Annotated in this window: 16 protein-coding genes; 5 read left to right on the top strand and 11 right to left on the bottom strand. The window is 57.9% G+C overall.

Annotated features, from left to right (window positions below):
- Positions 1-8: 8 nt before the first annotated feature.
- The 9 genes from pabC to yceD all read right to left on the bottom strand — a co-directional run bounded on the left by pabC (position 9) and on the right by yceD (position 7,072).
- Positions 9-806, bottom strand: coding sequence for an aminodeoxychorismate lyase (gene pabC / locus WA302_RS05930; protein ID WP_336063339.1), 798 nt, complete (start codon positions 804-806; stop codon positions 9-11).
- Between the two features lie 145 nt (positions 807-951).
- Positions 952-2,193 (bottom strand): beta-ketoacyl-ACP synthase II, encoded by a 1,242-nt coding sequence (fabF, locus tag WA302_RS05925; RefSeq protein WP_060432867.1) that lies wholly within the window; start codon positions 2,191-2,193, stop codon positions 952-954.
- 82 nt (positions 2,194-2,275) lie between these two features.
- Positions 2,276-2,512, bottom strand: a complete 237-nt coding sequence (acpP, locus tag WA302_RS05920) for an acyl carrier protein (protein WP_004719003.1) — start codon at positions 2,510-2,512, stop codon at positions 2,276-2,278.
- Positions 2,513-2,666: 154 nt separating this feature from the next.
- Positions 2,667-3,401 carry a 3-oxoacyl-ACP reductase FabG gene (gene fabG, locus WA302_RS05915; protein WP_016928193.1) on the bottom strand — a complete coding sequence of 245 codons (735 nt, stop codon included), beginning with the start codon at positions 3,399-3,401 and terminating at the stop codon, positions 2,667-2,669.
- Positions 3,402-3,412: 11 nt separating this feature from the next.
- Complete coding sequence (gene fabD, locus WA302_RS05910) at positions 3,413-4,342, bottom strand: ACP S-malonyltransferase (protein WP_049208450.1); 930 nt, start codon at positions 4,340-4,342, stop codon at positions 3,413-3,415.
- 18 nt (positions 4,343-4,360) lie between these two features.
- Complete coding sequence (locus tag WA302_RS05905) at positions 4,361-5,314, bottom strand: beta-ketoacyl-ACP synthase III (RefSeq protein WP_043141705.1); 954 nt, start codon at positions 5,312-5,314, stop codon at positions 4,361-4,363.
- Positions 5,315-5,320: 6 nt separating this feature from the next.
- Positions 5,321-6,355 (bottom strand): phosphate acyltransferase PlsX, encoded by a 1,035-nt coding sequence (gene plsX, locus WA302_RS05900; protein WP_025302410.1) that lies wholly within the window; start codon positions 6,353-6,355, stop codon positions 5,321-5,323.
- 11 nt (positions 6,356-6,366) lie between these two features.
- Positions 6,367-6,534 (bottom strand): 50S ribosomal protein L32, encoded by a 168-nt coding sequence (rpmF, locus tag WA302_RS05895; RefSeq protein ID WP_004927778.1) that lies wholly within the window; start codon positions 6,532-6,534, stop codon positions 6,367-6,369.
- A gap of 16 nt (positions 6,535-6,550) precedes the next feature.
- On the bottom strand, positions 6,551-7,072 hold the full coding sequence (yceD, locus tag WA302_RS05890; RefSeq protein WP_004927780.1) for a 23S rRNA accumulation protein YceD: 522 nt from the start codon (positions 7,070-7,072) through the stop codon (positions 6,551-6,553).
- A gap of 141 nt (positions 7,073-7,213) precedes the next feature.
- On the opposite strand from yceD, the gene WA302_RS05885 reads away from it, so the two are divergent.
- The gene (locus WA302_RS05885; protein ID WP_336063326.1) at positions 7,214-7,795 is read left to right on the top strand and encodes a Maf family protein; all 582 of its coding nucleotides are present in this window, start codon (positions 7,214-7,216) and stop codon (positions 7,793-7,795) included.
- Between the two features lie 6 nt (positions 7,796-7,801).
- On the opposite strand, the gene rluC is transcribed toward WA302_RS05885, so the two are convergent.
- Positions 7,802-8,761 (bottom strand): 23S rRNA pseudouridine(955/2504/2580) synthase RluC, encoded by a 960-nt coding sequence (rluC, locus tag WA302_RS05880; protein WP_043141713.1) that lies wholly within the window; start codon positions 8,759-8,761, stop codon positions 7,802-7,804.
- 552 nt (positions 8,762-9,313) lie between these two features.
- Between rluC and rne the strand changes: the two genes are divergently transcribed.
- Positions 9,314-12,694, top strand: a complete 3,381-nt coding sequence (gene rne, locus WA302_RS05875; RefSeq protein WP_336063323.1) for a ribonuclease E — start codon at positions 9,314-9,316, stop codon at positions 12,692-12,694.
- Positions 12,695-12,754: 60 nt separating this feature from the next.
- On the opposite strand, the gene WA302_RS05870 is transcribed toward rne, so the two are convergent.
- A complete protein-coding gene (locus WA302_RS05870; RefSeq protein WP_025302406.1) occupies positions 12,755-13,042 on the bottom strand; it encodes a putative quinol monooxygenase in 288 nt (95 codons plus the stop codon).
- A gap of 213 nt (positions 13,043-13,255) precedes the next feature.
- Between WA302_RS05870 and pyrC the strand changes: the two genes are divergently transcribed.
- The 3 genes from pyrC (at position 13,256) to WA302_RS05855 (ending at position 15,026) form a co-directional block, all read left to right on the top strand.
- Complete coding sequence (pyrC, locus tag WA302_RS05865; RefSeq protein WP_043141719.1) at positions 13,256-14,302, top strand: dihydroorotase; 1,047 nt, start codon at positions 13,256-13,258, stop codon at positions 14,300-14,302.
- Between the two features lie 75 nt (positions 14,303-14,377).
- The gene (gene dinI, locus WA302_RS05860) at positions 14,378-14,617 is read left to right on the top strand and encodes a DNA damage-inducible protein I (RefSeq protein WP_025302404.1); all 240 of its coding nucleotides are present in this window, start codon (positions 14,378-14,380) and stop codon (positions 14,615-14,617) included.
- Between the two features lie 130 nt (positions 14,618-14,747).
- Complete coding sequence (locus tag WA302_RS05855; RefSeq protein WP_004927809.1) at positions 14,748-15,026, top strand: hypothetical protein; 279 nt, start codon at positions 14,748-14,750, stop codon at positions 15,024-15,026.
- Positions 15,027-15,221: the final 195 nt, after the last annotated feature.

The following is a 15,221-nucleotide window of genomic DNA, read 5'->3' as shown; positions in this document are numbered from 1 at the left end:
AGCCATGGTTAACAGTGTGGACGCAAAAAATCATACAGCTGGCGCGAATGATAACGCCATGATTGAGCAACGTTTACCGGCAGCAGCGGCATCAGCGCGTTGCTCACCAGGACTTCGTCGGCATCGGCCAGCGTCTCCAGCGGTTCGCTGACGCAGTGCAGACGGTATTCCGAGCCCGCCAGCAGCGCGATCACCCGCCGCCGCATCAGGCCCGCGACGCCCGCCTGGCTCAGGTCCGGGGTAAACACCGCTTTTCCCTTACGCCAGAACAAATTAGCCGCACAGCATTCCACCAGCATACCGGCAGTGTCAAGCACCAGTGCCTCGTCGGCGGCCGTCTGGTCAAGATGCGCGCGGATCAGCACCTGCTCCAGGCGGTTCAAATGCTTCAACCCCGCCAGCAGCGGATTGCACGCCAGCGCCACCGGGCTGAGCGCAAGCGTGATGCCCTGCTCGCGCCACTGCAAATAGTGCGCAGGGTAGCTGCTGCGGGCGACGATGCGCGTTGGATTTTCGCACCCCGTCGGGCTGTAGCCCCGCCCGCCGCTGCCGCGCGTCAGTATCGCTTTGACCACGCCGAGCGGAATTGATTCGGCCGCCTGAGCCATCTCGCGCTCGAAAGCAGCCCAATCGGTAGTGGGCAGCATCAGCCTCTGTGCCGTTTGCTGCAGCCGCTCCAGGTGCCAGGGCAACAGCTCGATTTTACCGTCGATAACCCGGGCGGTAGTAAAGCAGCCATCGCCGAACTGCAGGCCACGATCGCTCGGCGCCAGCGCATCGTGGCGTTGTCCGTTGATCCAGTACATGCTTCCTCCTGTTGCCGGGTGATTTCATTACGCTCGCAGAATAGCAGGCGACGAGGCAATACGCAGCCCTGCTGACGGCCGGACGCCAGGCGTAAAAAAGCCCGGTTAAAAAACCGGGCTTTTCATCAGCGAACAACCGCGCGAGTTACACTCGGCGGAAGATCAGCGAGCCATTGGTGCCGCCGAAGCCGAAGGAGTTGCACAGGGTGAACTCCATATTGCTGACCTGGCGCGCTTCGTGAGGCACGAAGTCCAGATCGCAACCTTCATCCGGGTTATCCAGGTTGATGGTTGGCGGTACCGCCTGATCGCGCAGCGCCAGCACGGTAAAGATGGACTCGATCGCGCCCGCCGCACCCAACAGGTGGCCGGTCATCGATTTGGTCGAGCTCACCAGCACGCGCTGGGCATCAGCGCCGAAGACGGATTTCACCGCCTGCGCTTCCGCCTGGTCGCCCGCCGGCGTAGAGGTGCCGTGCGCGTTGATGTAACCGATTTGTGACGGGGTCACACCGGCATCAAGCAAGGCATTCTCCATCGCCAGCGCAGCGCCTGCGCCGTTTTCCGGTGGTGACGTCATGTGATAAGCATCGCTGCTCATCCCAAAGCCAACCACTTCGGCATAGATTTTTGCGCCGCGTTTTTTCGCGTGTTCGTACTCTTCCAGCACCATCATGCCGGCGCCGTCGCCCAGCACGAAGCCGTCGCGGTCTTTATCCCACGGACGGCTCGCCGCCTGCGGGTTGTCATTACGGGTGGACAGGGCGCGCGCTGCGCCAAAGCCGCCGACGCCCAATGGGGTGCTGGCTTTCTCAGCCCCACCGGCCAGCATCACGTCAGCATCATTGTAAGCAATGATACGCGCTGCATGGCCGATGTTGTGCACACCTGAAGTACAGGCGGTGGCGATGGAAATGCTTGGGCCACGCATGCCGTACATGATTGTCAGGTGGCCTGCAATCATATTCACGATGGTGGAGGGCACGAAGAACGGACTGATTTTCCGTGGGCCACCGTTAACCAGTGAACTGTGGTTTTCTTCGATCAAACCCAGGCCGCCGATGCCGGAACCGATCGCGGCTCCAATACGGCTGGCGTTAGCCTCGGTGATGTCCAGACCTGCATCCTGCATGGCTTGCATGCCGGCAGCGATACCGTACTGGATAAAGGCATCCATCTTGCGCGCATCTTTGCGGGAGATGAAATCCTCAGAATTAAAATTCTTTACCAGGCCAGCAAACTTGGTCGCATAGGCAGTGGTATCGAAATGGTCGATCAGGCTGATGCCACTCTGACCGGCAAGAAGAGCGTTCCACGTGGACTCTACCGTATTGCCGACAGGAGACAACATGCCCAGTCCGGTCACAACTACTCGACGCTTAGACACGTTTGTCCTCCAGGGAGGGAAAAATATGACACTAGGGATAGAAAAAACTTAGGCGGTCGAACGACCGCCTAGATATGTTCTCTTACTGCTGGCTGGCGTTGATGAAATCAATAGCTGCCTGAACAGTAGTGATCTTCTCAGCTTCTTCGTCTGGAATCTCGGTGTCGAATTCTTCTTCCAGTGCCATTACCAGCTCAACGGTGTCAAGAGAATCAGCGCCCAGATCTTCAACGAAAGAAGCGTTGTTCAAAACTTCTTCCTGTTTAACACCCAGTTGCTCAACAATGATTTTCTTAACGCGTTCTTCGATAGTGCTCATACTCTTAAATTTCCTATCAAAACTCGCTTTCGCGATGGTTTTCGTAGTGTATAAAATGCTGAAAAAGATGCAACTAAATCCCGGCTGGTCAAACCACGATTTTACGCTATTTTGCGGTTTTTGCCTCAAATAACGCAAATGGTTTTCACATTTTTTAAATCATGTACATGCCGCCATTGACATGTAACGTTTCACCGGTGATGTAGCCGGCCTCATCAGAGGCCAAAAATGCAACAGCGCTGGCGATTTCTTTAGCATCGCCCAGCCGGTTGGCTGGAACTGATGACAAAATGCCTGCGCGTTGATCATCTGTCAACGCCCGTGTCATGTCCGTCTCAATAAAGCCAGGTGCCACGACGTTGACCGTAATGCCACGTGAAGCAACTTCACGTGCCAAAGATTTGCTAAAACCAATCAGGCCGGCTTTAGCCGCCGCGTAGTTCGCCTGCCCTGCGTTCCCCATGGTGCCGACGACGGAACCGATGGTGATGATACGGCCAAACCGCTTTTTCATCATAGCGCGCATTACCGCTTTTGACAGGCGGAATACGGAAGTCAGATTGGTGTCGAGGATATCCTCCCACTCGTCATCCTTCATACGCATCAGCAGGTTATCACGCGTAATGCCGGCATTATTCACTAAAATGTCGATTTCGCCAAATTCGGCGCGAATCGATGCCAGCACGCTGTCGATAGATTGCGCATCAACAACGTTCAACATAAACCCTTTGCCGTTTGCGCCCAGGTAGCTGCTGATCGCTTCAGCGCCGCTCTCGCTGGTCGCGGTACCGATCACTTTGGCGCCGCGTGCCACAAACGTTTCTGCAATAGCTCGGCCAATACCGCGGCTTGCGCCGGTGACCAGAACGATTTTACCTTCGAAGCTCATCATTTTCCTCTTTATTGTTCAAGCGCCGCCGACAGGCTGGCGGTGTCGTTCACCGCCGCAGCCGTCAGGGTGTCAACAATACGTTTAGTCAGACCGGTCAGCACTTTGCCCGGCCCCACTTCCAGCAGCGACGTCACTCCCTGTGCTGCGATAAACTCTACGCTTTCGGTCCAACGCACCGGGCTGTACAGCTGACGCACCAGCGCGCTGCGGATCGCTTCCGGATCGTTTTCGGTGCGCACGTCGACGTTGTTCACCACCGGCACCTGCGGCGCGTTGAAGGTGATGTCCTGCAGCGCCACGGCCAGCTTGTCGGCGGCCGGCTTCATCAGCGCGCAGTGCGAAGGCACGCTCACCGGCAGCGGCAGCGCACGTTTGGCGCCGGCAGCTTTACAGGCGGCGCCTGCGCGTTCAACCGCTTCTTTGTTGCCGGCGATGACCACCTGGCCCGGCGAGTTGAAGTTGACCGGAGAAACCACCTGCCCCTGCGCAGACTCTTCGCACGCCTTGGCGATCGCGTCGTTGTCCAGACCGATGATGGCGTACATCGCGCCGGTACCTTCCGGCACTGCTTCCTGCATCAGCTTGCCGCGCAGCTCGACCAGACGGATCGCCGCCTTGAAGTCCAGCACGCCGGCGCAGACCAGCGCCGAGTATTCGCCCAGGCTGTGACCCGCCATCAGCGCAGGCGCTTTACCGCCCTGCTGCTGCCAAACGCGGAAAATCGCCACCGAGGCAGCCAGCAGAGCCGGTTGGGTCTGCCAGGTTTTGTTCAGTTCTTCCACCGGGCCTTGCTGCACCAGCTGCCACAGGTCGTAACCCAGGGCGGAAGAAGCCTCGCCAAAGGTTTCTTCGACGATCGGGAACTGTGCGGCCAACTCGGCCAGCATGCCAACGGTCTGCGACCCCTGGCCCGGGAAAACAAAAGCAAATTGCGTCATTTTTTCTTCCTGTCCAAATCAGAAACGAACCAGCGCCGAGCCCCAGGTAAAGCCGCCGCCAAAGGCTTCCAGCAGCACCAGTTGGCCACGCTGAATTCGCCCGTCACGCACCGCTTCGTCCAGTGCGGAAGGCACCGAGGCGGCAGACGTGTTGCCGTGACGATCGAGCGTCACCACCACTTTGTCCATCCCCATACCCAGCTTTTTCGCCGTTGCGCTGATGATGCGCAGGTTGGCCTGGTGCGGCACCAGCCAATCCAGCTCGCTACGGTCCATGTTGTTGGCCTGCAGCGTCTCGTCGACGATGCGCGCCAGTTCGGTAACCGCAACCTTGAAGACTTCGTTGCCCGCCATGGTGACATAGGCCGGCTTGTCCTGATTCTGACGATCCTTGTACGGCAGCGTCAGCAGGCTGCCGTAGCTGCCGTCGGCATGCAGATGGGTAGACAGAATGCCCGGCGCTTCAGACGCCCCCAGCACCACCGCACCCGCGCCATCGCCAAACAGAATGATGGTGCCGCGATCTTCAGGATCCAGCGTGCGCGACAAGACGTCCGCGCCGATAACCAGCGCATGTTTGACCGCGCCGTTTTTCACGTACTGATCGGCCACGCTGAGCGCATAAGTAAAGCCGGCGCAGGCCGCAGCCAGATCGAACGCCGCGCAGTCTTTGATGCCCAGCATTTGCTGCACCAGGCACGCCGCGCTCGGGAACGCGTGAGTCGTTGTGGTGGTCGCCACGACGATAAGCCCAATGTCTTCTTTAGCCACACCTGCCATTTCCAGCGCTTTCTCAGCGGCCTGGAAGCTCATCGTCGCGACGGTTTCATCCGCAGCAGCGATGCGACGTTCGCGGATACCGGTACGCGTGACGATCCACTCGTCAGAGGTATCCACCATTTTTTCCAAATCAGCATTGGTGCGCACTTGTACGGGCAAATAACTCCCCGTACCGAGAATCTTTGTATACATGTACGATCAGTCACTCTTAGGTAATACAGCCTCAAGGCGCGCAGCAATCCTTTCCGGGACTTGCCGCTGCACCGCCTGCACAGCCTGTTCGATTGCGACTGCAAACGCGTGAGGGTTCGCAGCGCCGTGGCTCTTGACTACGGTGCTCCGCAATCCTAACAGACATGCGCCATTATACTGGTCGGGGTTCAGGTGGCCGAACCGCTTAACCACCCGTTTTTGCAACCAACGGCCCAACAATTTCAGCCACCACGCTTGCTTGTTTCCGTCGCCAGACGATTTCAGCAGCGATAAGAATACCCTGACCACCCCTTCCATGGTTTTCAGGGTGACGTTGCCCACGAAGCCATCGCAGACCAACACGTCGGTCTTGCCGGTGAGCAGTTCGTTTCCTTCCAGGTAACCAATATAGTTGATTGCCGGAGTATTTTTTAGCACAGCGGCCGCTTCGCGGATATTATCCAGGCCTTTGGTCTCTTCTTCGCCAATATTCAGCAGCGCCACCCGCGGTTGCGCAATGCCGATCACCTCTTCCGCCATCACCGCGCCCATCACGGCAAACTGCACCAGCATGGTGCTGTCGCACTCGACGTTGGCGCCCAGATCCAGCACCACGGTTTTACTGCGTTGCTGATTCGGGATCGCCGTCATCAGCGCCGGGCGCTCGATGCCGTCCAGCGGCTTGACCAACAGCTTCGCCAATCCCATCAGCGCACCGGTATTACCGGCGCTGACGCAGCCCTGCGCATTGCCGCTGCTGAGCTGTTCGAGCGCAATGCGCATCGACGTGCCGCGGCTGGCGCGTATCGCTTGTGAAGGTTTTGCGTCGCCGGCGATCACAGACTCGGCGGGCACGACTTGCAGACGCTCCAGAAGAACCGGATCGGCATGGGCAAGCAAAGGGGAGATGACGTCGGGATTGCCGACCAGCAGGAGATGAAGCTGTAAATTAGAGGCCAGTGCCTGCAACGAAGCAGGCACTGTGACGCAGGGACCGAAGTCCCCGCCCATTGCATCTAACGCCAGGGTTAGACGAGTCAAGGTATCGCTACTTAGCCGATAACCTTGCGACCGCGGTAGAAACCGTCGGCAGTGATGTGGTGACGACGGTGAGTTTCACCGGATACTTTGTCTACAGACAGAGTAGTCGTGGTCAGAGCATCGTGCGAACGACGCATGCCACGCTTGGAACGGGTTGGTTTATTCTGTTGTACGGCCATGGACCTTACTCCTCAATTACTTACGCTTTAAACTGGCTAATACGGCAAACGGATTCGGTTTCTCCGCCTCGGGAGGCAGTTGGCCAAATACCATGTCCGCTTCGGACACTTCACAGTGTTCAGATTCATGTACCGGAACGACAGGCAGTGAAAGAATAATTTCGTCTTCAATCATTGCCAACAGATCGACTTCGCCAAACTCGTCAACTTCGATCGGTTCGTACGCTTCCGGTAATGCCTCAGCCTGCTCATCATTGACGACCGGGCTAAAACAATATGTTGTGTGAACCTGATGTTCGAACGGGACTCCACAGCGTTGGCACATCAACGTTACCGTGACGTCCGCATGCCCTGTTATCACCGCGAGGCGTTGATTGTCGATATTAAACGACAACGACACCTCAACATCACTGTCCACACTGACCACGGAGTCGGCAACACGAGTAACCTGCTCAGGCGCATAGACACCAGCATAGTCCAGGCGTTTCTGAGCGGTACGTACCGCATCAATGGTCAAGGGTAATTTTACCTTTTGCATAGGGCGCGCATATTAACTTTGTAACGACATAGAGTCAAAGAAAAAGGCCGTAAAACGGCTCCTTTCACCAATATTCGCTTCCACAGCGGCCGACAGTTTAAAATGCCGTACCCATTTACGCTACGGTTTGCGAAAAAAATTATGCAGAGATTGCTTTTAGCCTCCACCTCCCCCTATCGAAAAATGCTGCTGGAGAAACTGCAGCTGCCGTTCGACTGCGCCGCGCCGGAGGTGGATGAAACCCCACTGCCGGGTGAAAGCGCCGAAGCGCTGGTGCTGCGCCTGGCGACAGCGAAGGCTCAGGCGCTGGCCCTCGCCTACCCCGAGCATCTGATCATCGGTTCCGATCAGGTCTGCGTGATCGATGGCAGCATCACCGGCAAGCCCCATACCGAGGTGAACGCCCGGGCGCAGCTGCGCCAGGCAAGCGGCCAGGCCGTGACCTTTTATACCGGCCTGGCGCTGTACAACGGCCGCAGCAAGCAACTGCAGGCCCTGTGCGAGCCGTTCCACGTGCATTTTCGCGCGCTGAGCGAAGCGGAGATCGCCGCCTATGTGCGTCTGGAGCAACCGCTGAACTGCGCGGGCAGTTTCAAGAGCGAGGGATTGGGGATCGCGTTGTTCGACAGGCTGGAAGGCCGGGACCCGAACACCCTGATCGGCCTGCCGTTGATCGCGCTGTTGGAGATGTTGCGGGCTGAAGGCATCAACCCGCTGGTCTGACACGGATTATTTGGTCGCCTGCTGGCGCAGCACCTGCAGGCAGTGACGCAGTTCTTCATCCATCGGCGCTTCGATGCGCATCGTTTCGCCGGTGGACGGATGCTCGAAGCGCAGCGCCGCAGCGTGCAGGAACAGCCGCTTCAGGCCGGTACCCGCCAGCTGACGATCGAACTCGCGGTCGCCATAGCGATCGTCAAAAGCGATCGGATGCCCGGCATGCAGCGTGTGCACGCGGATCTGGTGAGTACGCCCGGTTATCGGGCTGGCCTTCACCAGGGTGGCGAATTCGTAACGCTCCTCCACCTTGAAGCGGGTTTCCGAAGGCTTGCCTTCGCTGTTGACGCGCACGATACGTTCGCCGCTTTGCAGAATGTTTTTCAGCAGCGGCGCCTGTACGGCCTTGCAGTGGGACTGCCATTGGCCGCGCACCAGCGCCAGATAATCTTTCTGCATGCCTTTCAACCGCAGCTGTTCATGCAGCGAACGCAGCGCCGAACGCTTCTTGGCGACCAGCAGCACGCCGGAGGTGTCGCGATCCAGGCGATGCACCAGCTCCAGGAAGCGGGCTTCCGGGCGCAGCGCGCGCAGCCCTTCAATCACGCCGAAGCTCAGGCCGCTGCCGCCGTGCACCGCGGTGCCGGAAGGTTTGTTGAGGATCAGCAGGTGGTCGTCTTCATACAGGATGCAGTCTGCCAATGCGGCCACTTTATCCAGCTTCGCCGACACCGGCGCCTCTTCGCGCTCGGCTACGCGCACCGGTGGTACGCGCACCACGTCGCCGGCCGCCAATTTGTATTCGACCTTGATGCGCCCTTTATTAACCCGCACCTCGCCTTTACGCACGATGCGATAAATCATGCTCTTCGGCACGCCTTTCAGGCGAGCGAGCAGAAAGTTGTCGATTCTCTGACCGGCTTCGTCGTCGGAAATCGTGATGAATTGTACTGCTGGATTGTTCGTTTTCATGGTGCGGGATTCTAAATAGAGCGCGTGAATAGCGCCACATCTTTTTCTGTGCTTAACTGTCTCTCTGACGGCGGGCGAAACCCCAGCGGACAATAAGGCAGCAAGCCGATTTGAACGTTTGCGATTTCTTCCGCAGTTAAGGAAAAGTCACCTTGCTATAACGGCATCAGCAGTGGAATAATGCAGTCACTTTCCGCGTTGATTCTCGTTAAACAGGGAAAACGGTGGAATTATAAAATTTGTCTGATTGCGCAAAAACGCAGCAATGGCGTAAGACGTAATGCGAAATCAAACAATTAGCGGGCTGCGGGTTGCAGCTTGGCCGGCAAATGGAATCAGATCTGTCGACGTAAATCAGAGGCTATTCCCCTAGTAAAAGTGCTGTCTTTCACAAAGAAAAGCAGGCTTACCGAGATAATGCGCCCCTATGCAGGCGACAACCGTGAGGTTGACGGCTTTGCGAGAAGACACGGGGCTTTCGGTTTAACTCCGGCCATGAGGTTATTTTGCCCGCAGCTTTGTCGATAATGTAAAAATAACGAGTAAGTTAAGATGAAAAGAATGTTGATTAACGCAACTCAGCAGGAAGAGTTGCGTGTTGCCCTCGTAGATGGACAGCGGCTGTATGATTTGGATATCGAAAGTCCGGGTCATGAGCAGAAAAAAGCGAATATTTACAAAGGCAAAATCACCCGCATTGAACCAAGTCTTGAAGCAGCGTTCGTGGACTACGGCGCAGAACGACATGGTTTCCTCCCTCTTAAAGAAATCGCCCGCGAATACTTCCCTAGCAATTACTCTTCCCATGGCCGCCCGAACATCAAAGATGTGCTGCGCGAAGGCCAGGAAGTCATCGTTCAGGTAGACAAAGAAGAACGTGGCAACAAAGGCGCCGCCTTGACCACCTTCATCAGCCTGGCGGGCAGCTATCTGGTGCTGATGCCGAACAACCCGCGCGCCGGCGGTATTTCTCGCCGCATCGAGGGTGACGATCGTACCGAGCTGAAAGAAGCGCTCTCTTCGCTGCAACTGCCAGACGGCATGGGCCTGATCGTTCGCACCGCGGGCGTAGGCAAATCCGCCGACGCGCTGCAGTGGGATCTCTCCTTCCGTCTGAAGCACTGGGAAGCGATTAAAAAAGCCGCCGAAGGCCGCCCTGCACCGTTCCTGATCCACCAGGAAAGCAACGTTATCGTGCGTGCCTTCCGCGATTATCTGCGCCCGGACATCGGCGAAATCCTGATCGACAACCCGAAAATTCTCGATCTGGCCAAAGAGCACATCGCTGCGCTGGGCCGCCCGGATTTCAGCAGCAAAATCAAACTGTACAGCGGTGAAATTCCTCTGTTCAGCCACTATCAGATCGAATCGCAGATCGAATCCGCCTTCCAGCGCGAAGTGCGCCTGCCGTCCGGCGGCTCGATCGTCATCGACAGCACCGAAGCGCTGACCGCCATCGACATCAACTCCGCACGCGCAACCCGCGGCGGCGACATCGAAGAGACGGCGTTCAACACCAACCTGGAAGCGGCGGACGAGATCGCTCGCCAGCTGCGCCTGCGCGACCTCGGCGGCCTGATCGTCATCGACTTCATCGACATGACGCCGGTACGCCACCAGCGCGAAGTGGAAAACCGCTTGCGCGACGCCGTGCGTCAAGACCGCGCGCGCATCCAAATCGGCCGCATCTCCCGCTTCGGCCTGCTGGAAATGTCACGCCAGCGCCTCAGCCCGTCGCTGGGTGAGTCCAGCCACCACGTGTGCCCACGCTGTAACGGCACCGGTACCATCCGAGACAACGAATCGCTGGCGCTGTCCATCCTGCGCCTGATCGAAGAAGAAGCGCTGAAGGAAAACACCAAAGAAGTTCACGCTATCGTGCCGGTTCAGGTCGCTTCGTACCTGCTGAACGAAAAGCGCGAATCCGTCAGCGCGATCGAAAAACGTCAGGGTGGCGTGAAAGCCGTCATCGTGCCGAACGATGAAATGCAAACCCCGCACTACTCGGTGCTGCGCGTGCGCAAGGGCGAGGAAACCTCTACCCTCAGCTACCTGCTGCCGAAACTGCACGAAGAAGACATGGAGCGTCCGCTGGAAGATGCGCCGATGGAACGCAAGCGTCCGGAGCAACCGGCCCTGGCTTCCTTCTCCCTGTCCGCCGATGTGCCGCCGCCGGCTGAAGAACCCGTCGCCGTTGCCAAACCTGTCGCTGCAGCCGCCAAGACTAAAGCCGCAGCGCCGGCCGCCGCTAAACCGGGCTTCCTGGGCCGCCTGTTCGGTGGTCTGAAGAACTTGTTCGCCGGTGAAGAACAACCTGCCGTCGAAGAAGCCAAACCGGCCGAAACGCCGAAGGCGGAAGGCAACGGTGAGAACCGTCGTCAGGATCGTCGCGGTCAGCGCCGTCAAGGCACCGGCCGTAAAGAGCGCGGTGAGCGTAGCGACCGTGGCGATCGCCCGGAACGCAGCGAGCGTAAAGAGCGCGGTGAAGGCCGTGACAATCGCGAGCGCGATAACCGTGAACCGCGTGAGAACCGTGAAGGCCGTGAATCGCGTGAATCCCGCGATGAACAGCGCCGTAACCGCCGCAACCAGCAGCAGAACGCGCCGGTAGCGGAGGAAACCGCTTCGGAAGAAGGTGCTAAAGCGCCGCGCGAAGATCAGCAGCAACGCCGTGAGCAGCGTGCTGAACGCCAGCGTCGTCGTCAGGAAGAGAAACGTCAGGCTCAGCAGGAAGTGAAAGCGCTGGAAAGCGTTGACGCAGTCGAGAGTACCGACGAAGAGCAGGAAGAGCGCCAGCAGCAGAACATGCAGCGCCGTCAGCGCCGCCCTCTGTCGCAGAAAGTGCGTATCCTGTCTGCGGAAGAAGAGCTGCAGCGTGCAGCGGAAGAGCTGTTGGCGCCGAAAGCGCCGGTAGCGAAAGCCGAAGACGCGCAGCCGACCGCCGACGACAGCGTCAAGCTGTTGCCGGAAACCGTTGCCGCACAGCCGGAAGACGATGCCCAGGGCGAAAGCCGCGGCAACGGCGAAGGCATGCCGCGTCGTTCCCGTCGTTCACCGCGTCACCTGCGCGTCAGCGGCCAGCGTCGCCGTCGTTACCGCGATGAGCGTTACCCGCTGCAATCCCCAATGCCGTTGGCGGGCGCGTTCGCTTCGCCGGAAATGGCATCAGGCAAAGTATGGGTAAGCTACCCGGTCGCTCAGGTTGAAGAAGCCGAAGTGCAAACCGAAGCCGTAGAGCAGGCGCCGGTTGTCGCCGCAGCGGTTGAACAGCACAGCGTTACCGTGGAAGACACTCAGACCACGGCCAGCGTCAACGAACCGGCACCCGAAGCCGCCGTTGAGACTGCTAGCGTTACCGTAACGGAAGAAGCTGCAGTCGTAGCACCGGTTGTAGCCACTCCGGCCGAGGAAATCCCGACGCCGGTGGAAACCGCCCCGGCAACTGTTGCAGTTGAACAGCCGAAAGTGGAAGAGACTGTCCCTGCAGTGGAAGCCGAGCCGGTAGCTGAAACCGTAGCTGTAGAGCCAGTGGTTGAACCTGCGCCAACGGAAGACGAGCCTGTGGTCGAAGTTGCACCGGTGGTAGAAGCCACGCCAGCGGAAGAAACGCCAGTGGTAGAAGCCGCACCTGCGGCAGCCTCCGTGGAAGTTGCTCCGGTCGAAAAAGCCCCAGCGCCAATCGCCGCAGAACCTGCACCTGCAGTTGCGCAGCAGCCGGCGCCGGTGAAAGCCGTGCAGAACGCGCTGTACAAACACATTGCCACTGCGCCGATGACTAAAGCGCCTGCGCCAGCCTACGTGCCGGAAGAACGCAAGCACAGCAACTGGCAGCGCCCTTCCTTCAACTTTGAAGGCAAAGGTTCAGCCGGTGGTCACTCGGCAGTGAGCCAGGCCACCGCGCCTGCCACAAAGCCGCAGCCGGTTAACGAATAAGTTAATCTGCAACCCTAAAAAAACCCGCCATCGGCGGGTTTTTTCTTGCCTGTAAAAAGCTCAGGCGATCTTTTTCAGTTTCTTGATGTCCAGAACATCCAACTTGCCGTCAAGTCGACTGACGAACTGCTGAAAATGCGCCGTCTCATTATGCTTATCCAGCGCTTCGCTGCTGGCCCAACGCTCAAAGAACACGAAGGTGCCCGGCTTTTCCAGATCGCGATGCAAATCATATTGCAGGTTGCCCAGCTCCTGGCGGCTCGGCTCGAGAATGTCGTGCACCGCTTCACTGACTGCGGCCTCAAATCCCGCTTTCGCTTGCAGGGTGGCGATAACGCGTACTTCCATTGTTTTCTCCCTTTCCACTTGATGAAAGTCGACGGTATTGGCGTCGGCATCGTTGAAATCCTTGTCACTATGCGCCTGCTGCGCCGTTGATTTCAACTTGTCGCCAACAAACAGATGCATCTGCGGCACTTTCCGCTTATCCTTACACCCCGGCGTGAATAAACCCATTATTCGCTTTTCATTAGACGTATTTGACCGCCGGAGCCTAGCTAGATGACCGCACAACCTCAAGTTCTGAAAATCCGCCGCCCAGACGACTGGCATATCCACCTGCGTGACGATGAGATGCTGAAAACGGTGGTGCCCTATACCAGCCAGGTATTTGGCCGGGCGATCGTGATGCCGAACCTGGTTCCGCCCGTGACGACCGTGGCCGCCGCACGCGCCTACCGCGATCGGATTCTGGCGGCGGTGCCGCAGGGTCACAACTTCACTCCGCTGATGACCTGTTACCTGACCAACTCTCTGGCGGCCAGTGAACTGGTCAGCGGTTTCGAGCAAGGGGTGTTTACCGCCGCCAAGCTGTATCCGGCCAACGCCACCACCAACTCCAGCCACGGCGTCAGCGACGTGACCGGCATTTACCCACTGTTCGAGCAAATGCAAAAAATCGGCATGCCTTTGCTTATCCACGGCGAAGTGACCGATCCTGCCGTGGATATTTTCGACCGCGAGGCGCGCTTTATCGAACAGGTGATGGAGCCTATCCGCCGTCACTTCCCGGAACTGAAAATCGTCTTCGAGCACATCACCACCAAAGAAGCGGCACAGTACGTGCAGGCAGGCAACCGTTTCCTCGGCGCCACCATCACGCCGCAACACCTGATGTTCAACCGCAACCACATGCTGGTCGGCGGCATTCGCCCACACCTGTTCTGCCTACCGATCCTCAAGCGCAACGTCCATCAGGAAGCGCTACGTCAGGCGGTTGCCAGCGGCTCGGACCGTTTCTTCCTCGGCACCGACTCCGCGCCGCACCTCAAGCATCGCAAAGAGTCCAGCTGCGGCTGTGCCGGCTGCTTCAATGCGCCGAATGCCATCCCGGCTTACGCAGCGGTCTTCGAACAGCTCGGCGCACTGGAGCACTTCGAGGCTTTCTGCTCGCTCAACGGCCCACGCTTCTATGGCCTGCCGCTCAACGAAGACTTCATCGAACTGCAGCGCGTGCCAACCACCCAACCGGAAGAGATTACCCTCGGCAATGAATCCGTAATCCCCTTCCTGGCGGGTGAAACCCTGAACTGGTCGCTGAAAGACTGATATTTTTGCATCGCCCTCTTGCCCTCGCACCCGGTTAACTGTATAAATACACAGTAAATCGCTTCGGGGGCAATTATGCGTGTTGAAGTCACTCTAGATAAAACCCGGCCGCTGCCGTCGGGCGCCATTGAGGCGCTGACCGGTGAACTGGGCAAACGGGTCAATCGCCAGTTTCCAGACGCCGTCGTTCACGTACGTTATGCCAGCGCCAACGGGCTCTCCGTGCTGGGGGGCGCCAAAACCGATCGGGATCTGATCGAGGAAATCCTTCAGGAAACCTGGGAAAGCGCGGACGAATGGTTTAGCGCAGAATAACACTGCAATGCTGTTTTTGCCGGGGGTCGCTCTCCGGCTTTTTTGTTTCTGGCGCCCTGCCCATTCATCGCTTACCCTTACTCTGAAACAAAATCTGCCTCAGCGCTGTATTTAACGCAAAGGAGTAAGCATGGCCCCGGACAAGGTGAAATCCGAAGACGCAATGACGTTTGGCGAACTGCTGGCGCTGATTGCCGATCAGAAAAGGCGCTTGAACGTACTGGAAGTAGCTTTCTCTTATCTGGCCTTCAGCCTGGATGACAAAGCCAACCAACGGCTGATCCACAGCCTGAAGCTGGAATCGCACAGCCAGAATCGTGATGCCGAAACGCAAAAGCATTTCGCCCATTTGGCCGAAGAGCTGGAAAAATGTCTGCATGGTGCATCGCCACCTGCCGACGCGGAATAACGCGCTGCGCTTGACTCGTCCACTGCTGCACCTGCAAATTTGTAGAATAATTGTTCAAATAAATATTTATTTTGCAAATTTCGGTGACAACCCCCTCCACCGATGAAAGCGGATGCGTATACTGTAATTGCTCTCATGATGATGAGCCGCATTGATCCTCGTTAGTCACTCACGGTAGTTACTACTCAATAAGGG

This window comes from Serratia sp. 201 (assembly GCF_037027545.1).
GTDB classification, from domain to species: domain Bacteria; phylum Pseudomonadota; class Gammaproteobacteria; order Enterobacterales; family Enterobacteriaceae; genus Serratia; species Serratia bockelmannii.
The sequence above is the reverse complement of the archived record's forward strand: the minus strand, read 5'-3'. Positions and strand labels throughout refer to the sequence as shown.